17 protein-coding genes are annotated in these 17,994 nt (G+C 52.1%); 7 read left to right on the top strand and 10 right to left on the bottom strand.

The genetic code is table 11. The features are described 5' to 3' along the window. The first annotated feature begins 11 nt into the window (after positions 1-11). Positions 12-2,393, top strand: coding sequence for an ATP-binding protein (locus F1379_RS12015; RefSeq protein WP_150269835.1), 2,382 nt, complete (start codon positions 12-14; stop codon positions 2,391-2,393). Next, a complete protein-coding gene (locus F1379_RS12020) occupies positions 2,371-3,030 on the top strand; it encodes a response regulator transcription factor (RefSeq protein ID WP_150269838.1) in 660 nt (219 codons plus the stop codon). The genes F1379_RS12015 and F1379_RS12020 overlap by 23 nt, the downstream gene beginning before the upstream one ends. 51 nt (positions 3,031-3,081) lie before the next feature. Here the strand turns inward: F1379_RS12020 and F1379_RS12025 are convergent, their stop codons facing one another. Both F1379_RS12025 and F1379_RS12030 read right to left on the bottom strand, forming a co-directional pair. Further along, the gene (locus F1379_RS12025; RefSeq protein WP_150269840.1) at positions 3,082-3,600 is read right to left on the bottom strand and encodes a beta propeller repeat protein; all 519 of its coding nucleotides are present in this window, start codon (positions 3,598-3,600) and stop codon (positions 3,082-3,084) included. Between the two features lie 331 nt (positions 3,601-3,931). Then, on the bottom strand, positions 3,932-5,026 hold the full coding sequence (locus F1379_RS12030; protein ID WP_150269842.1) for a hypothetical protein: 1,095 nt from the start codon (positions 5,024-5,026) through the stop codon (positions 3,932-3,934). A gap of 88 nt (positions 5,027-5,114) precedes the next feature. On the opposite strand from F1379_RS12030, the gene F1379_RS12035 reads away from it, so the two are divergent. From F1379_RS12035 to F1379_RS12050, 4 genes are all read left to right on the top strand, one after another. Beyond that, entirely contained in the window at positions 5,115-5,924 is an 810-nt protein-coding gene (locus tag F1379_RS12035; RefSeq protein WP_150269844.1) for a GNAT family N-acetyltransferase, read from the top strand. Positions 5,925-6,249: 325 nt separating this feature from the next. Further along, on the top strand, positions 6,250-7,881 hold the full coding sequence (locus tag F1379_RS12040) for a rhamnogalacturonan lyase B N-terminal domain-containing protein (RefSeq protein WP_150269846.1): 1,632 nt from the start codon (positions 6,250-6,252) through the stop codon (positions 7,879-7,881). A gap of 177 nt (positions 7,882-8,058) precedes the next feature. Further along, positions 8,059-8,430, top strand: coding sequence for a DUF4180 domain-containing protein (locus F1379_RS12045; protein ID WP_150270284.1), 372 nt, complete (start codon positions 8,059-8,061; stop codon positions 8,428-8,430). A 10-nt stretch (positions 8,431-8,440) separates the two neighbouring features. Further along, positions 8,441-9,136: a hypothetical protein gene (locus tag F1379_RS12050; RefSeq protein ID WP_150269848.1), complete on the top strand. Its 696-nt coding sequence runs from the start codon at positions 8,441-8,443 to the stop codon at positions 9,134-9,136. Here F1379_RS12050 and F1379_RS12055 read toward each other — a convergent pair. Continuing rightward, positions 9,133-10,734, bottom strand: a complete 1,602-nt coding sequence (locus F1379_RS12055; RefSeq protein ID WP_150269850.1) for a class I adenylate-forming enzyme family protein — start codon at positions 10,732-10,734, stop codon at positions 9,133-9,135. The genes F1379_RS12050 and F1379_RS12055 overlap by 4 nt on opposite strands. A gap of 125 nt (positions 10,735-10,859) precedes the next feature. On the opposite strand from F1379_RS12055, the gene F1379_RS12060 reads away from it, so the two are divergent. After that, entirely contained in the window at positions 10,860-11,129 is a 270-nt protein-coding gene (locus F1379_RS12060; RefSeq protein WP_150269852.1) for a hypothetical protein, read from the top strand. On the opposite strand, the gene F1379_RS12065 is transcribed toward F1379_RS12060, so the two are convergent. From F1379_RS12065 to F1379_RS12095, 7 genes are all read right to left on the bottom strand, one after another. Beyond that, positions 11,123-11,878 (bottom strand): hypothetical protein, encoded by a 756-nt coding sequence (locus F1379_RS12065; protein WP_150269854.1) that lies wholly within the window; start codon positions 11,876-11,878, stop codon positions 11,123-11,125. The two genes, F1379_RS12060 and F1379_RS12065, sit on opposite strands and share 7 nt — an antisense overlap. Before the next feature lie 138 nt (positions 11,879-12,016). Then, positions 12,017-13,546 carry an alkyl hydroperoxide reductase subunit F gene (gene ahpF / locus F1379_RS12070; RefSeq protein ID WP_150269856.1) on the bottom strand — a complete coding sequence of 510 codons (1,530 nt, stop codon included), beginning with the start codon at positions 13,544-13,546 and terminating at the stop codon, positions 12,017-12,019. 14 nt (positions 13,547-13,560) lie between these two features. Continuing rightward, the gene (ahpC, locus tag F1379_RS12075) at positions 13,561-14,124 is read right to left on the bottom strand and encodes an alkyl hydroperoxide reductase subunit C (protein ID WP_150269858.1); all 564 of its coding nucleotides are present in this window, start codon (positions 14,122-14,124) and stop codon (positions 13,561-13,563) included. 453 nt (positions 14,125-14,577) lie between these two features. Then, positions 14,578-14,772 carry a hypothetical protein gene (locus F1379_RS12080; protein WP_150269860.1) on the bottom strand — a complete coding sequence of 65 codons (195 nt, stop codon included), beginning with the start codon at positions 14,770-14,772 and terminating at the stop codon, positions 14,578-14,580. Positions 14,773-14,852: 80 nt separating this feature from the next. Next, entirely contained in the window at positions 14,853-16,190 is a 1,338-nt protein-coding gene (locus F1379_RS12085; protein ID WP_150269863.1) for a glycoside hydrolase family 5 protein, read from the bottom strand. A gap of 24 nt (positions 16,191-16,214) precedes the next feature. Next, positions 16,215-17,060: a carbohydrate ABC transporter permease gene (locus F1379_RS12090; RefSeq protein ID WP_150269865.1), complete on the bottom strand. Its 846-nt coding sequence runs from the start codon at positions 17,058-17,060 to the stop codon at positions 16,215-16,217. A gap of 18 nt (positions 17,061-17,078) precedes the next feature. Beyond that, positions 17,079-17,969 (bottom strand): carbohydrate ABC transporter permease, encoded by an 891-nt coding sequence (locus tag F1379_RS12095; RefSeq protein WP_150269867.1) that lies wholly within the window; start codon positions 17,967-17,969, stop codon positions 17,079-17,081. Positions 17,970-17,994 lie beyond the last annotated feature (25 nt).

The following is a 17,994-nucleotide window of genomic DNA, read 5'->3' on the forward strand; positions in this document are numbered from 1 at the left end:
GGGAAACCGGATTGTCCAGAAGAAGAATACAAGTTGCCGCATTCACTAGCATTGTTATCCTCCTTGCCGTCTATCTGTCGCTGAGTATCCTGCAGCACCGGATGATTGGTACGGATGTCGAGAAGGACAGCCAGGGACGCTATGTGGCAACAGACACCCCTCCCGGTTACTGGGGATACGGAAAAATCCTTCCGGGAGATATCATTGAAGAGATTAATGGAAGCTCCTCCTCGGCGTTTCATTCGATAAAGGCCTTTAACAGAATAGAAGGGGCTTCCACCATTACTTTGGTCCGCACGCTGTCTGATGGCGGACAGGAGAGAATAACGCTGGCTGTAGCCAGAGGGATCGGGACCGACAATCTGCTGCTGGAATACATCCTGCCTTTTGGATCCCTGCTGCTGTTCGCCGGTTTCTCGCTGTTTGTATACCGGCGCAAGAAATGTGACCGGGCGGCGGTTTACCTCATTCTGTTCTTCCTGTCGACAGGCTTTGCCTATTTCAGCGCTTCTTCCTCGGGACGCGCGGATATCCTGGGCAACATGCTGTTCAACGCCTCATTTATACTGGTGCCGGTATTCTTCCTGCAGTTTCTCGACCAGTATCTGAAGCAGTATTCGGAGCCGTTGGTTCCCAGAGGCGGGTTCGCCGGGTTCTATAGTATCAGCGCCGCCATTGTGGCTGTAACCCTAATCAAGATCTTTAGTGGCTACAACTTGCTTTACTTTATTCCTGTGCATCCTACATTACCTTTCTTTATCTTCATGAATCTCTATACCATCTTTAAATTAATCCAGAAGTTTGTCATGCACCGCCGCGGTCCGCTGCGAAGCTTGTTCAAGCTGACGCTGTTCGGACATATGCTAGGGTTTATGCCCTTTATCCTGTTGTTTGGTTTACCGAGCCTGTTCGGCATTACGCTGGTGACTCCGCAGGTATCCTCCATCTTTCTGCTGGCTATTCCTGTGGTGTACCTGTATATGTTCACGACAAGACAATTGTTCGATGTTGATTTTGTCCTGAGCCGCTTTCTTTATCATCTGATTATTGCCTTCATCCCAACTTCGCTAATTACCGCCTTCGGATTTCTGATTACCCAGCACAACAACTACTCGTGGGTGAAATGGGTACAGTTATTTCTGATGGTGTATTTTATTGTAACGATCCTGCTATTTATTAAAGAGTATGCCGATTTCCGGTTAAGACCCAGCTTTAACAAGAATCTCTACAGCTTTCAGGGCAGCCTGGACCGGTTCTCCACGCGCATCTCGCGGGTGATGAAGCGGGCCGATCTGGAGCGGGTGCTGGAGCAGGAAATTGTCTCCATCCTTCCGGTCAAGAAGGTGGCCTTTCTGGAAATTGACAGAGAAGCGGGCTTGCTGGGTGGGCGAAAACGGGCTACAGGCGACGTGCCTGTATCTGTACTCACTGCGCTGCGCGGGGCTGTTCATAAACTGACCGTCGGAGAGCTGGTGAATGTCCCCTCCGGGTTATGTGTCACTATGGGCCAGAAGGGTTCAACGTTCCACGTGCTTTGGCTGGCGGACAAGGAGAACCGTACCAAGTATAACCTGGATGAACTGGGCTGGCTGAAGACCCTGGCCAATTACAGTGCCATCGTATATGAGAATCTCTATCTGATCGAGAATCTGATTGAAGATCTCGAACAGGAATTTCAGAAGCAGAAGGGAGCTTCACCCTGGGTGATGCGCCTGATCTTCAATCTCTCGGAGACGGAGCGGCGACGGCTGGCCGCCGATTTGCACGACTCGGCGCTGCAGGACCAGCTCATCTGGTACCGCAAGCTGGAGACGATTATGCTCGATCATACGATGGCGCCCGATTTATACCGCGAGCTGGAGAGTGTCCGCGAAGGCCTGCTGGATGTCATCCACCAGATCCGCGAGACCTGCAATGAGATGCGGCCGCCGCTGCTGAAGGAAATGGGCATTGTGGAGGCGCTGGGCCAGCTGTTCGAGCAGGCGCAGATCCGCTCCAATTATGTGATTGATTTTCAGACAAGCCGGCATGTTTCGGAGTTGAATGATGAACAGACCCTGGCGCTGTTCCGTATCGTACAGGAGCTGCTGCGCAACGCGAGCAAGCATGCCAAAGCCACGGTGGTGGAGATCGGATTGGAACAGGAACGGAATGCGATCCGGCTGCAGTATAAGGACAACGGGGTGGGCATGGAACTGGACGAGCTGAATGATTCCTATCAGCATATGGGGCTGTCCGGAATTAAGGAGAGAGTCCGCAGTCTGGAGGGCGACATTGACTTCCACTCAGCGGTGGGTGAAGGGCTGGAGGTCTGCATTACGCTGCCGCTGGAGCCGGAAAGTATGAGTATAGAAGGGAGGGAGGATTGGAATGATAAAAATCTTGCTGGTTGACGACCATCCTTCCGTAGGCGAAGGAACTAAAAATATGATTGAGCAGGACCCGGAAATGAAGGTTACGGTCATTCTCTCGCCGATGGAGGCGCTGGAGCTGGTCAAGAGCGAGAGCTTCGATGTGATGCTGTTCGACCTGAACATGCCGGCGATCAGCGGTCTGGAGCTGACCAAACGGATGATTGCCGTTCAGCCTGAGAGCCGGGTGCTTATCTATACCGGATATGAGATCAGCCCCAACTTCAATCTGCTGATCGACTCCGGTGTATCCGGCTTCGTGAGCAAGACGGTGACCCGCGAGCATCTTCTCAATGCGATCCGCTGTGCGCTCCGCGGTGAAGCGATTATTCCGGTCTCCCTGCTGCGGCAGCTGCGGCGCCGCGATATCCGCATCAATGAATCGCGGGAAGAGAAGGCGCTGGATGAAGTGTCGATCAATGAACGCGAGCAGGAGATTCTGCAGGAGGTGGCGAGCGGTAGCAGCAACAAGGATATCGCGTCCAGAATGCTGATGAGCCAGCGGACAGTGGAATACAACCTCACCCGGATTTTTGAGAAGCTGGGCGTCCGTTCCCGTGCCGAAGCGGTGGTGGCCGCCCGGCGGCTTAAGCTGATCCATTATAATGATTTTATATAGAAGAAGAGGCTGGAGCCCCAGCCTCTTCTCTTTGTGTTCACCAGACCACTGTTATCCGCTCCACTGTACCCCGTCGTAGGTCCAACTCTTACCGCCGATCCGGATCTCCCAGAGTGTCTTGCCTTCCTCCCTGGTGAACGTCCAGTTCATTTCCTTCCATACGCCCGATGGCTTGTCTGCAACCGCCGTCCAGCTGTCTCCTTCATCGCAGGTAACCCAGAACACCGCCTCTTCCCCGGCAATCTCCTTGGCCAGCAATAAGCCGTACGTCGTGCCCGAGAAAAATACGGGCAGCTCCACTGAGTAAAGTGAATCAGGAGTTCCCTCCAACTGGACCAGCGACCAGCCTGCTCCGCCGTTATCCGTGCGGAACAGACCGCTGTACCCGCCTCGCGGACTATCAACTGTAATCCAGCCGTCGCTGACTGATGTGAACAGCATTCCGGATACCGCTTCGCTGGGCAGAATGCCGGATGCGGTATCGGCGATTATCTGCCAGGTTGCTCCGTCATCGTTAGTCTTGTACAGGTTGTTATCTGCACTGAACATCCCCTGTCCAGCCACTTCCATTCGCCAGCCTTCACCTTCAGCAAGGGAATATCGCAAGTAACTCACGTTCTGCGGACTTGTATCGTCAGACGGAGGCACGGGAGTATACGTATCTGGCGATACAGGCGGGGTTGCGGGTACAACGGATGCCGCGGATGCGGTCAGGGCGGGAAGCTCTGTATCATTGACTTCAAGTGCAGCTGTCTGGCGGCTACAGCCTGACAACATAAGAGCGGCTATTATAGATAGAATGAGCCTTAACCTCATTTGTATTCCCTCCATGAAGCCACAACAATGGATAAGAAAGGCCTGCACATGGCATGCAGGCGCTCCCTTTGTTGCGGCAGTCCGGCTATTTCACTTTAACTTTGTTGAACGTTGGGGCAGAACCTTCAGCTGCTGTCACAAAAAAGGCTGTTCCCGACGAACTGTCATAGCCCAGAAACTTGGAGCCTTTAGCCACTCCGGTAAGATCCTTGGCAATGGCCGCCGGACTGCTCACAGGGTACAAGCTCCATTGCTCTGTTGCCAGGTCCTGCACAAATACGGTACTCCCGACGACTTGTGTATTCCAGCCCCCGGGTTTCTCCCCGCTTAGCTGTTCAAATACCCGCTGATGATCGACAAGCGGCTTGCCGTTGCTGAGGCTGTACAGGGCATGGAAGGATTGGGCTGCGACCTGATCAGGCTGCACTGCACTGGGGGGCGTGATTCCCTCGAAGGAATAGGAGGACCACACGTTTAATTGGCCCTGGCTGTTGATTTGCAGCTGCTGATCAATCTCCAGCCTGGGTATGCTGGTTACTGTTTTACTGTACAGATTAACGATACGCACAAAATAATCCCAGGCCATAATCCGTTCCCCCGAGTACTTAATTGCAAGATTAGGATAAGCGGTGAAGTCCCAATCCACTACACCTACACCCATGTACATATCCTTTAAGTCTTCAGCCTGTGCAGTGTATTTAGCTATAGGCTTACCTGCGTTGCTGTAAAGGGTGAACTGGTTGCCCTCTTGAACCATGATGCGCTCTTTCGCCGCCGCTGCAGGAGCGACCCATTTCACCTTACCTTGGGCAGGCGCTTTAAGGGGAAACTTAGTGATGCTCAACTCCAGCCCGTCCGCATTGTAGACATGCTTCTCCAACTGATTGGTGGGCCCTGCTGTCAGTACGACTACTTTGGCCGGACTATTCAGTACATGCACATCAAGCGCCTGCTGCTGCCCCAACTTCTTGGTGGCTCCATTCTGGTTCAGGTTAATAAGGTAGGCCCCGTCGGAGGTGACGGCGACGCTTGTGGTGTGGTCAAGCTGATAGACAGGGCTGTTTCTTTCCAGCAGCGCCGCAGGTAAACCATCAGTTGCCGCCAATGAGACTTTGGGAGCAAATGAGAGGCTTGCCGCCATCAGTAAAAGAACGGTAAACTTAAGCTTTAAGTTTTTCATCCTGTCGCCCCTTCCTTTTTTTTACACTATAATTAGACGGGTAGATCAGGAAATAGTTACGCCAAACGGCCGAAAAAGGAGAATCTGCATGAAGCCATTGCAATACGTTACTCAAATTGAACGGGTTGAGGTCGAGCTGACCCGATTAAATGCGGCACGGTCGCTGGTGGAGAAGCCCAGACAGCTGGAGATTCGGACGCTGGGACAGTGCACCCTGCTGCGCGATCTGACCGATCCGGCATCCGGTTATTATAACCGGGTCAAAGGCCTGGGCCCCGATGATCTGCATCGTCTTGATGAGGTGCTGGAGTATTATCCGGATACGCCGCCTTGCTTCGATCTGACTCCTGATCATATGACCGAGGAAGTGGCTTCGGAGCTGAGCCGCAGAGGCTTCATTCCAGCGGGGCAGCTGGTATTCATGCAGGTGCAGCCGGGTCCCGGGGCAGAGCCTCCGGCATCTCCGCCAGAGCAGCAGATTACGGTGGAGCGTGTCACCGCTGGCAATGTGGAGGAGTACATCTCCTGGATTGCCGATTCGATGGGCGGCAAGGAGATCAGTGCGGAGATGCTGGAGCGTTCCAGAGACTATTTTTACCGTGAGGACTTTCTTAATTATATGATTCTCATAGACGGCGCCCCGGCCGCGATGGGCTCGCTGTTCATGTACGGGCAAGAGGGATACATCGCCAACGACTATACGTTCCCGGCGTTCCGGGGCAGAGGTCTGCAGACACGGCTGCTGAGGCAGAGGCTGCACGATGCGGCTGAACGGGGACTGACCGAAGTGTACACTGACGTGGAATTTGGTTCGGCTAGTCACTCGAATATGGAGAGAACCGGATTTAGAACGGTATTCCTGAATACGTTTTGGATGAAGCCGGATAATTCAAAATAGACATAGAGGAAGTGTGAACTTTTTCAGATAAACATAAATTTAATAACTGAAAAACGTTGCCTAAAAGTGTAATTATATGGTATCTTACAAGTGGAATCGCTTGTCTTCAAGATATGAATTAAACCTTTAAGGAGGAGGTTGAATAACGGAGAATTCTACTTATTTCCTCGCATTCCTCATATGCCTACCACACTGGAACTCTGCTCAATGAACTTAATTTCATTGCCAGCAAGACGGAATATTTATTTTAAATAGCATTAAAATATACCCGTCATTTTCCCGGTTAACATGAAAGCGCATTCATTATAATAAGGAGGGCTTATCTGTGAAAATACGCTTAGTCCGCAAAGCTATCGGTATTGTAATGGCAGTTATTTTATTTGCTGCCGCCATTCTCATTCCTGCTCCCAAGGGGTATGCTGCAACTATTTATGTGACAGACAACGGAACCTCTCTTGTCGTGAATACAGGTGCCGGGCTTGTCTACACTGTGAACAAAGATAACGGGGATATCACCTCCTGCAAGCTGAACGGAACAGAGCTGAGCAGCTCCGGCGGTAAAGGCTCGCATATTGCCTCCGGCCTGGGATCTGCGACTAATGTCACTTGGAGTACCTCGCCGTCGGGATCGACGCTGCTTATTACCGTCTCCACCGATACGCTGACGCACTATTATTCCTCACGCGGAGGAGAGAACACCATCTATATGGCGACCTATGTGACCGCTGAGCCGTCTGTGGGGGAATTGCGGTATATTTTCCGGGGGAACGGCAATGTACTGACAGGTGTTCCGGCGGGTTCCAGCAACAGGGGCTCGACAGGGGCGATTGAGAGCTCTGATGTGTACGGCTATTCCAACGGCTACACGACTTCGAAATATTATGGCAATGATCAGGCGAAGGACCTGACGGTCCGTGGGGTTACGGGCAACGGTGTCGGAGTATTCATGGCTTATGGCAACCGCGAGAAGAGCTCGGGCGGTCCCTTTTTCCGCGATATCCAGTTCCAGAGCGGCGGGGACACCGAGGTCTATAACTATATGAACTCGGGACATGCCCAAACCGAGAATTGGCGGATGGGTCTGCACGGACCGTATGCACTCATCTTTACGACCGGCGGAACGCCGAGTGTACCGGACTTCAGCTGGATGTCCGGTCTGAATCTGCAGGGCTGGGTGTCCAGCCGGGGCAATGTGGTGCTGAACGGGCTGTCCGGTATGGACTCCGGCAGTGCCTACACGATCGGGTTCGCAAACAGCACAGCCCAATACTGGACGGCGGCCACTTCTACCGGCTCGGCAGTCAGGCAGGGCATGATTCCGGGAACCTATACTATGACGGTATACAAGGGTGAACTGGGTGTGTATACCGAAACTGTGACAGTGAACGCAGGAACGACAACAACACTGAATACCCGCACGATTACAGGTGACCCTTCCGCCGCGTCCGCGATCTGGCGTATCGGCAATTGGGACGGCACTCCCCGGGAACTGCTGAACGGGCAGACGATTCAGGTGCGGCATCCATCCGACAGCCGCAATCCGGGCTGGGGGCCGGTTGCGTATGCGGTAGGCAGTGCTACGAACAAATTCCCGGCGGTACAGTTCCGGGCGCAGAATTCGCCGACGACGGTCACCTTCAGCCTGAATTCCACGCAGGCTGCTTCTGCTCACACGCTTAACATTGGCATTACAACGGCCTATAATAACGGACGGCCCAGTGTAACTATAAATGGTCATGCCTTAAGTAATCCTTCCGCGTCGTCGCAGCCGGATTCGCGCAGCTTCACCATCGGGACTTACCGGGGCAACAATACCAGATTCTCCTGGAGCATCCCTTCCTCCTATCTAATATCGGGCACCAACACATTGTCCATCACTCCGATCAGCGGCTCCAGCGATCTGGGCCCATGGCTGAGCGCCGGATGGGTTTATGACTGCGTTGAGCTGTTGAATTAAGCCGGACTCGGGACTACTTTGCTGTTATGATACCAGTTTAACCAGCTGCCGGCTCTGCCGCTTGCCCGTTGGAGCGCAGAGCCGGTATTTTGTTCTTCAACATTGAAACTTATGCGGCCTATGATACAGTGAGGGTAAACATTTTTTCGATAAAGTTAAAGGTGGATTGAAATGGAAATGGAAATCACTATTGATCAGCAAGGGGATTCCAAGGTTGCCGTCCTGAACAGCGCCGATATCGTTATTTCTGACGTTCAAGATGCGCTAGATCTGATGGCTACGGTGAGGCATGTTTATGATTGCGGTAAGCTGCTGCTTCAGCAGTCGAATCTGCCGGATGATTTTTATGAACTGCGCACGAAGCTGGCAGGGGAGATTCTGCAAAAGTATACCAACTATCACTTCAAGCTGGCTATTGTCGGCGATTTTAGCCGCTATCATAGCAAAAGCCTGAACGATTTCATCTACGAATGCAATCAAGGCAAGCTGGTGTTCTTCGCGGCGAGCCGGGAGGATGCTTTAAGCGCGCTGCATCAGGCTGCTGAATAGGGGGAGCGGGATGGGAAGAGAATGGCGGATATATGCGGTTATTGTTGCTGTCCTGGTCTCTATAATGGTAACGGGATGTTCTGGGCAGGAGCGGTCAACCGCCGGCCTTACCTCTGAACAATTCACGGAGCTGCGGCAGCAATACCCCTTAGCGACGGGTTATCCGGCACTGATTGATATGGTAGAGGTGAGCTTTGAAGATATTATGGAGCATACCGATGCGGTCATTATAGCCGAAGTCATCCGGCAAATGCCGAATTATACGGTGGATTTGCCGTTTGCGCCCGGGGCGCCCGAGACCAAGCTTAAGGAAAAGCAGGAGGCGGCCGGGTTCGGAGCAGTTACATCCATCGAGTGTGTATCCTATCAAGCCAAAGTGCAGCGGGTAATTACAGGCGCGAAGGTAGCCGATGAGATTAACCTCTTCTATAATGCTGAGTTTCAAAACATTGAGACACCGCTGAAGCCCGGCATGAAAATTGTAACCGCCGTGATGGAAGGCTCAGGCAACCAGCCGGAAGACAGCTATTCCTTCACCCGGTACAGCACCTATTATGTGGTAGAGGGCGATTATGTATTAACCGCCTACGAAGGTGAAACGGAGAAACGGCAAGACTTTGATCTACGCACGAACGGCAAGACGCTGGAGAATCTCATTGCTGAGATCAGAAATTTGGAAAAGCAGCGGCAGGCAGCCGGGCATTAATTAATTTGGCGTAACCGTCCACGCCAAAATGGCTTGCGGATTTCCGGTTTATTGATTTTTCCGACGGCTGTTTTGGGGAGGGAGTCCATAATCTCTAATCGCTTAGGGATTTTGAAAGCAGCCAGTTTATTTGTGCAGAACTCCTGCAGCTCAAGAAGGGTAATCATCTCACCTTGCTGCGGCACAATGACAGCAGTAACCTGTTCTCCTTCATCTGTTAGAGGAGTCCCTATTACGGCAACCTCCAGTACAGCGGGATGCCAGCCTAAGATCGCCTCGACCTCAGCGCAGAACACATTGAGTCCATCCACAATAATCATGTCCTTCTTCCGGTCCAGAAGATAAAGAAAGCCGTCCTCATCCAATCTGCCGATATCTCCGGTGTGTAACCAACCGTTTCGCAGAGAGGCTTCAGTATCTGCGGAATTTCTCCAGTAGCCCAGCATCATTTGTCCACCACTGCAGATAATCTCTCCTGTCTCCCCCGGGGCGGCATCATTGCCGTTCTCGTCAATAATGCGCACGCTGTACGGATGCTGGCCCCATAAAGCCAGGTCAGCGGGCTTGCCGACTGACAAGAGACGATGCAGCTTGCCTTCACGGATGCATTGATTAATAGCTAAGAAGCTTATAAACTGGCCGCTTTCGGTCTGAGAATATACCTCCAGAATCTGAACGCCCGGAAATACCTGTATTGCCTGATGGAAGGTTCCGGCACTAATGGGTGCACCGCCGCAGGTGATGCCTTGAAGCGAGGGTATGCGCGTTGCGTTCTTGGTTTTAAGCTGGACAAGTTCTTTAAACTGCGAGCCTACAGTACCCAGAAATGTGATCTCTTCGTGTTCAACGATACGGGCTATGTCCTCGATTTCAAGCGGATAGGCATCCGGATAGATAAGCCTCCCGCCTTCATACAATGTGCTCCAGAGAATAAATTGTCCGGTCAAATGGGCTTGATTGAAGACAAGGGACTTTTTGGCCGGGTTGTGTCCTCCGCCTCTGGCCGGATTCATAAACGACCAATGGCTGATACTGCGGTGAGAGTGCATGACGCCTTTCGCACGGCCGGTTGTGCCCCCGGTGTAGATTATGAGCGCTATGTCATCAGGTTCAGCATGAAACCATGAGGTCAGAGGCGGATAATAAGAGATGAACTCTGCAATGGAATTAGGCGTATATCCGGGATCACAGGATACTAGCAGTGCCTGAGACAGCTGTACGGCAATCGTATCCATATCGGCAGCCGCAGCGTCATAGACGATGACTGCGGGATCGGCATCCTGCAGTATCTGCACCTTTTCGGCGGTGGTCAAAGAAGGGAACAGGGTTACCGGAATAGCCCCAATTGCGATTGCAGCACATTCAGCGATAACCAGATCCGGAGAGGGGTTACCCAATAGGGCAATCCGGTCACCAGGTTCAATCGATAGCTGCTGGAGTCCGTGGGCAACGCTGCTGACCCGGGAGAGCAATTCTCCGTAGGTTAGGGTTATACTTGGGGATTGAATCACCACATGATGGGGGTTCATTGCGGCAACAACGGGCAAAATTTCGGAAAGAAGCATTATTTGACCTCCTAGTAGTGGAGAAATAAGCATGACCTATAAGTTTACTCTGAATTAATCGTATAAGGTTCTGACTAAAATCCAGTTTATTCTAATTTGGCGCTTCCGAATGCATTAAGGACAGCTGGAAAGCGGTTGATCACTTGAAAGGATGTGAGATGAAATGTCCGGACGAACAGAAGCGGCAAGACTGGCTCATGCTTGTAAGGGAGATTCTTCGTGGGTATGAACGCGATGATCGGCTGACGGAAGCGGAACGTGACTGCCTGTTTTATACGATGTGCGGTATTCAGATAATCTTCACCGCGTACTGGCAGGGTGAGGGAAGAGCAGACCAGGCAGTAATCAATCTGGAGGCGCTGCTTGCGCTGGTGCGGGTAAGAGTAAGAGCTTGCTTGCTCCAAGATTCTGAACATAAAGTTCAATAATTCTCTGGCCGATAGAACAGATTAGCCTTCCCTTCTCCTCCGTAACTATAATAGCGCAGAGGGTCGTTGTAAGACAGAGATGCATTTTTTACCCGGCCCCACTGGAGATGAGACAAGATAAAGGGGATTCCTTCCTCGTCGTTCTCTATATATCCGTCTCTATTGTATGAAAAATCCTCTCCGGCTATTGGTGCTTCGGAATTCAAGCGTATCTCGTACAAGTCAGCATGTTCATATCCGAATTCTGTGCGTTCACGATATGAATCTACCGGGAAGTCCTTTAGCGCACTGAGTAAGTTACTTAATGCATAACCATGAATCAGGTGGGGTTCTTCATCCCTTCTACGACCGTTATCCATTTCTTTACGGTATGTAATTACAAGCTCGCCGCCAGAAATATAAAATTCGCAGGATAGTATACGCTCTTTATTTTGATCAGGTACATGTACTATAAACGAGGAATGCAAGCTCTGTATCTTCATATCATCTGATTGCTGCGGATGGCTAACCAACACTCCCCAGAACCGGCCTTCTTTCGTCACTGTCGGAACAAGATGAGGATAACCCAGGGCTTTCGCGATTTCCTCTGATACCTTGTCGGGGTCAATATTGTCTACATTGATGTATGGAAAAGAGATCCTCACCTGTTTAGCATGCTCTGCTCTATAGACGGAAGCACCCCAGCTCATTATACATATGGTTAGTCCGGCTAGAATCATCCACTTTATCCGCAGCTTCTGTCCGATCATATGGGGGCCCGCCTTTTCTCGAAAGATGAAATTCACGTTCTTATTCTAATATATATGAAAAAGACGACAATAAAAAACCGGTTCCGCTGTCCATGGGGGTAGACAGCAGAACCGGCTTCTTTAACATAACAAAGATGATTAATTGCGGATCAGATAATCGAATGCACCCAGGGCGGCGGTAGCGCCGGAGCCCATGGAGATGATGATCTGCTTGTAAGGGCTGTTGGTGCAGTCGCCTGCGGCGAAGACACCCGGAATGCTGGTTGCGCCATGGCGGTCGACGACGATCTCGCCGAAGCGGGTACGTTCCAGCGTCTCGGCCAGCCAGTCGGTGTTCGGCACGAGGCCGATTTGCACGAACACGCCTTCCAGCTCCACATGCTGTTCTGTACCCGTGTCACGTTCAATGTAGGTAATGCCGTTTACCTTGTCGGTGCCGGTAATTTCCTTGGTTTGAACGTTCTTGTGCACAGTTACGTTAGGCAGGCTGTACAGACGTTTCTGAAGGACGGAATCTGCCTTCAGCTCCGGCATGAATTCCAGCACGGTTACGTGGCTGACGATGCCAGCCAGGTCAATGGCTGCTTCAATACCGGAGTTGCCGCCGCCGATAACGGCGACATGCTTGCCGGCGAAGAGCGGTCCGTCACAGTGCGGGCAGTACGCCACGCCCTTGTTCTTGAACTCCGCTTCGCCGGGAACGCCCACATTGCGCCAGCGGGCGCCAGTGGAGAGAATGACCGTCTTGCTCTTCAACACGGCGCCGTTCTCCAGCTCGATCTCGATGAGGTCCTTCTTCTCCAGACGCTTGGCGCGCAGAGTCTTCATCACATCGATATCATATTCCTTCACATGCTCTTCGAGACTTGCAGCCAGCTTCGGACCTTCGGTGTACTTCGTACCGATGAAGTTCTCGATGCCCATCGTCTCCATCACCTGACCGCCGAAGCGTTCGGCAACGATGCCGGTGCGGATGCCTTTGCGGGCGGCATAGATCGCCGCGCTTGCGCCGGCAGGACCGCCACCGACTACCAGCACATCAAACGGAGCCTTGTCGGACAGTTCCGAAGCATCCGGTCCGGTGCCGAGCTTGGCAAGAATTTCTTCCGTGGTCATCCGGCCGCTGCCGAAGAATTCGCCGTTCAGGTAGACGGATGGCACAGCCATGACGTCCTTGCTCTCCACTTCACTCTTGAAGGCGGCGCCGTCAATCATGGTGTGCGTAATGCCCGGGTTGAGCACGCTCATCAAATTGAGCGCCTGCACTACATCCGGACAGTTGTGGCAAGACAGGCTGATATAGGTTTCGAAGTGGAATTCGCCCTTGAGACCCTTGATCTGGTCAATGGTCTCCTGCTCAGCCTTCGGTGCTCTGCCGCTCACTTGCAGCAGGGCGAGTACCAGCGAGGTGAACTCGTGGCCCAGCGGCACGCCGGCGAAGGTAACGCCGGTGTCTTCGCCCGGACGGTTCACACTGAAGCTTGGTGTACGCGGGAGTGTGGTATGTTCTACTTTGATGCTGGCCGACATGCTGGCCAGTTCATTCACCAGAGACAGCGTTTCTTGCGAAACGCTGTCGTCTCCGGCGCTGACTTTCAGCAGTACCTCGCCCTCCATGAGCTGAAGGTACTGCGCTAATTGTGCTTTGATATCCGCATCAAGCGCCATCTTTCATCCGCTCCTTAGATTTTGCCTACGAGATCAAGACTTGGCTTCAGGGTTGTGCTGCCTTCCTGCCATTTGGCCGGGCACACTTCGCCTGGGTTGTTGCGCACATATTGTGCAGCCTTGATCTTGTTGACCAGAATGCTGGCATCGCGGCCGATACCGTCGGCGTTGATTTCTACAGCCTGAATTACGCCGTCTGGATCGATGATGAACGTACCGCGGTCGGCCATGCCGGCTTCTTCAATCAGAACATCGAAGTTGCGGGAGATCGTATGGGATGGGTCACCGATCATGATGTATGTGATTTTGCCGATGGCTTCGGAGCTGTCATGCCATGCTTTATGAGTAAAGTGGGTGTCTGTGGAAACGGAGTATACTTCTACACCCAGGCTCTTCAAGGTTTCGTATTCGTTCTGCAGGTCTTCCAGCTCAGTAGGACATACGAACGTGAAATCTGCAGGGTAGAAGCAAACTACGCTCCATTTGCCTTTGAAGTCAGCTTCGGACACATCGATAAACTTTCCATTGTGGTAGGCGGATGCTTTAAACGGCAGGACTTCTTTTCCAATCAGTGACATATTCATTTTCCTCCTAAGGTTGTTTTCTGCACAAGAGCTGACTTCTGAAGCCACTATTGTGTAGCAGTTCTTTATTGATAATTATTATCATCTAGATATTATTATTTGTCAAGCGCAGGTTATGAAATTCACAAGTCGTTCAAGAGGCGGGCGTTACAACACTAATATGGACGGGGAAAAGACTTCCCATACACAGGTGCCCGGCGCATAGAAATCCGTTCGCTCAACCAGATTCATAACCTAGCGGCCTGGGGGATATTAACAAGTATTCATAGCTACACCAATAAATTACCCCGTTGCCGCCTTAATGATTGTGTAGAAAGTTTGAACAATGGGTAAAAAGTGTACAAGTGTAATTATGTCCTGGATTCGCCGGCCCATGCGCCATCACAAATAGCGGCACCCAAGGCTTGAGAAGCTTCAGGCCCGGGTGCCGCTATTCATTTATCTTATTCAGATAACCCAGCGAAAGACGATAAAGATCACTGCGAATATTGCAACCACAATCAATAAATCGGAGATTTGGCGCCACAAGCCGGGAGCCCCTTCCCGCTGAAGCTTCTGCATGTCGGTATCATGCTTGGCCATATGGCCACCGGGGTCGGTCGAATTGGCAGCTGGAGGGAACGGGTTGAACGGATCAGACATGATGATCAACTCCTTTCCACCAGTATATAACATATTATTACAGGTGAGGGAGTATTTCCGATAAAATTGTTAAGGTTTGCTTAAGCCTTCGTATATTTCACAACCAAGGATTCCAGCTCATCCCAGTGCTCACAGTTCTCCCAGTGGAACGACTTCGGCAGCTCGTACATCTCCTCCCAGGACAGCTGCTTGAGGCGAGGCTTCAGAATCTGCTCGACGGTGATAACCTGCATCAGCGTACGCATGCGGAATTGCAGCGGATACCGTTCTTCCTTGGAGATGGGCTGGAAATAGGTTTCTGCCATGTAGTCAACCAGTGCTTCGCCCTTTTCCTGCTCCTTGTGCTGGTTCCACACCTGCTTGATATCCCCGGTCAGCTTGCGCCACGGCGTATCCTCACGCGGATAGACAATCCCCATCACCGCGGCGTCCTTATAGGTCCACAGCGCCCAGGAGACATCGTTCTGCTCACACAGGTCGAGCATGTCTTCGATAATCTCCATCTGGAAGACGATATCCTCCTGCTCAAATACGAGACCCAATTCGCCGCACCATACCGGACGCTTGTATTTGTCGCGGATGGCCAGCAGCTCCTGAAAGGCTTCGGCGAAGATCTCCTTGCGGCGTGCCCGCGGCATTTCATGCGTCAGCACAGCCGGATCGGCGACGAAGGGGTAGAAGTGGAATTCGTAGGCCACCTGCGGATCGTCGATCGGATCAATCATCGAGAAATCGGTCGTGAAGGCATTGCCCTCGATGAAGATGATATGGTCCTTGTCGTGCTTGCGGATTTCGGCAATGATCTTGCTGTAGAATTCATTGAACACCTTGGCATCCTTGACCATGGAAGGCTCATTCACGATGTCGTAAGCGGCAATCCAAGGCTGGTCCTTGTAATACTCGGCAATGTAGCCCCACAGCCCGATGACCGTATCGCGCAGCGCGCCATACTCCCAGAAGAGCGGCAGGCCGGAGTAGGTGTCACAGTGCCAGTCCGGGTTCTGGCCGCCGGGAACGGAATGCAGATCAAGAATGGCGTAAATCTCATACTTCGCACACAGATTGACGATATGGTCCAGGTATTTGAAGCCTTCTTCTTTGTATTGATGCGGATTCTGGTCGTCGATGAAATATTTATAGTTGAACGGCAGGCGCAGGTGGTTGACGCCGATCTTCCGCAGGAACTCGAAATCCTTCTCATCCACGAACTCCAGCAGGAACCGGTCGAAGAACTGTCTGCTGCGCGCTTCCCCGTACACCTCGGCAAAAGCCTGCTTAATCTGGGTATCCGTACCCGGGAGCCCGATCATGAAATGCTCCAGGTTCATCCAGGTGCCGAGCCCGAAGCCCCGGAACACAATCTTGTCCCCGTTAACGACGAAATCCTCGCCCTTTACCTGTACAAAGTTAGTTGTCATCTCTAAGCACCTCTTGTTATCAAATTAGTTCTTCATGCCAGTTGTGGCCACGCTTTGAATAAAGAAACGTTCGCCGATCAGGAAGACAATCACCATCGGAATGGTGGCCAGCACCGTACCGGCCATCAGCAGGCCGTAATCCATCGTGTGCTCGGTCTGGAACGCCTTGAGCCCCAGCTGCAGCGTCTTCAGTCCGTCGTCATTCAGATAAATGAGCGGCGCCAGATAGTCGTTCCACATATAAGTGAAGGTGAAGATCGCCAGTGTGGAAATGCCCGCCGAAGCCAGCGGAATCATAATTCGCCAGAAAATCTGCCACTCATTAAAGCCGTCGACGCGCGCCGCCTCGTTCAGCTCATCGGGCAGGCTCATGAAGAACTGGCGCATCAGGAAGATGCCGAAGCCGCTGAACAGCTGAATCAGAATATAGCCGGTGTGTGTGTTATATAGACCGAGATTGCTGACCACCGAGAACTGCGGCACCATGATGGAATGCCAGGGCATCATCAGATTGGCCATGAACAGAATGAAGACGACATTCTTGAACGGAATCTTCAATTTGGCAAAAGCGTAGGCCGACATACAGCAGATCACAACCTGCAGCACGGTAATGATGACGGACAGCTTCAGCGTATTGAAGAAATATTGGGCGAACGGAATCGCCGTCCACACCTGCTTGTAATTCTCCAGATACAGACTGGTCGGAAACCAGTTGCTCGGATTCTTGAACAGATCGACATCCGTCCGCAGCGAGGTGGAGATCATCCACAGAAACGGAAACAGCGTGGCGACTGAGAAAGCGATTAAAGCGATAAGCAGAATGTAGTAGAGGAGCTTATTGCTTTTGGATAAAGTGAATGATTCCGGCATAAGTGGCTCTCCTCCTTGTTAGTAAGTGACCCATTTCTTCTCCAGCCTGAACTGGATCAGGGAGATCACCATGATGATGATGAACAGCACGGTCGACATGGCTGCGGCATAGCCCATTTGATAGTTAATGAACGCCTCCTGATAAATGCGGAATACCAGCACGTTGGTAGAGCGCCCCGGACCGCCGTCCGTCATGACGGAGACGAGATCGAACACCTGGAACGAGTTGATGATCGTCAGGATCAGCACCATGAACAGGGTCGGAGAGAGGCTCGGCAGCGTGATATAGATGAATTGCTGGAATTTGTTCGCGCCGTCAAGCTTGGCCGATTCGTACAGATGCTCCGGAATCCCCTGAATGCCCGCCAGCAGAATGATCATGTAGTAGCCGAAGCTCTTCCACACCGCCACGATGACAATCGCCAGCAGCGCCCATTTCGAGGACATCAGCCACTCCGGCGGATTCGCGATGCCGACAGCCTTCAGGATCTGGTTGACCGGGCCGGAGAGGGGATTGAACAGCAGCCCCCAGACGATGGCAATGGAGACCATGGAAGTGATATATGGAAAGTAGAAGGACATCCGGAAAAATTTGCGCAGATGCCGTACGCCGTTCAGGGCCACGGCCGCCAGCAGCGCCAGCAGCATCGTTAGCGGCACGAACAATACGGTGTAGATCAGGTTATTCTTGAGCGACACCAGGAAGTAATCGTCCTTAAACAGGCTGATATAGTTATCCAGGCCGATAAAATTCGCCTTGACGTTAAAGCCGCCGTAATCGGTAAAGCTCATGTAAATCCCGTATACCAGCGGGATGAAGATGAAGACGGCGAACAAAGCGAAGGCGGGAAGAATGAATAAGGTTCCCGGGATGTAGGACCTCAAGTTCAGCAGTCGTTTGCTGCTCATGGTGTAACCTCCTCTGGAAGGGTCT

Source organism: Paenibacillus tepidiphilus (genome assembly GCF_008635795.1).
GTDB classification, from domain to species: domain Bacteria; phylum Bacillota; class Bacilli; order Paenibacillales; family Paenibacillaceae; genus Paenibacillus_AQ; species Paenibacillus_AQ tepidiphilus.

Coding starts and splice junctions, on each gene's coding strand:
- F1379_RS12020 (WP_150269838.1), top strand. CDS start 2,371: ATGATAAAAATCTTGCTGGTTGACGACCATCCTTCCGTAGGCGAAGGA.
- F1379_RS12025 (WP_150269840.1), bottom strand. CDS start 3,600: ATGGAAGTGGCTGGACAGGGGATGTTCAGTGCAGATAACAACCTGTAC.
- F1379_RS12030 (WP_150269842.1), bottom strand. CDS start 5,026: ATGAAAAACTTAAAGCTTAAGTTTACCGTTCTTTTACTGATGGCGGCA.
- F1379_RS12035 (WP_150269844.1), top strand. CDS start 5,115: ATGAAGCCATTGCAATACGTTACTCAAATTGAACGGGTTGAGGTCGAG.
- F1379_RS12045 (WP_150270284.1), top strand. CDS start 8,059: ATGGAAATCACTATTGATCAGCAAGGGGATTCCAAGGTTGCCGTCCTG.
- F1379_RS12050 (WP_150269848.1), top strand. CDS start 8,441: ATGGGAAGAGAATGGCGGATATATGCGGTTATTGTTGCTGTCCTGGTC.
- F1379_RS12055 (WP_150269850.1), bottom strand. CDS start 10,734: ATGCTTATTTCTCCACTACTAGGAGGTCAAATAATGCTTCTTTCCGAA.
- F1379_RS12060 (WP_150269852.1), top strand. CDS start 10,860: ATGAAATGTCCGGACGAACAGAAGCGGCAAGACTGGCTCATGCTTGTA.
- F1379_RS12065 (WP_150269854.1), bottom strand. CDS start 11,878: ATGATCGGACAGAAGCTGCGGATAAAGTGGATGATTCTAGCCGGACTA.
- ahpF (WP_150269856.1), bottom strand. CDS start 13,546: ATGGCGCTTGATGCGGATATCAAAGCACAATTAGCGCAGTACCTTCAG.
- ahpC (WP_150269858.1), bottom strand. CDS start 14,124: ATGTCACTGATTGGAAAAGAAGTCCTGCCGTTTAAAGCATCCGCCTAC.
- F1379_RS12080 (WP_150269860.1), bottom strand. CDS start 14,772: ATGTCTGATCCGTTCAACCCGTTCCCTCCAGCTGCCAATTCGACCGAC.
- F1379_RS12085 (WP_150269863.1), bottom strand. CDS start 16,190: ATGACAACTAACTTTGTACAGGTAAAGGGCGAGGATTTCGTCGTTAAC.
- F1379_RS12090 (WP_150269865.1), bottom strand. CDS start 17,060: ATGCCGGAATCATTCACTTTATCCAAAAGCAATAAGCTCCTCTACTAC.
- F1379_RS12095 (WP_150269867.1), bottom strand. CDS start 17,969: ATGAGCAGCAAACGACTGCTGAACTTGAGGTCCTACATCCCGGGAACC.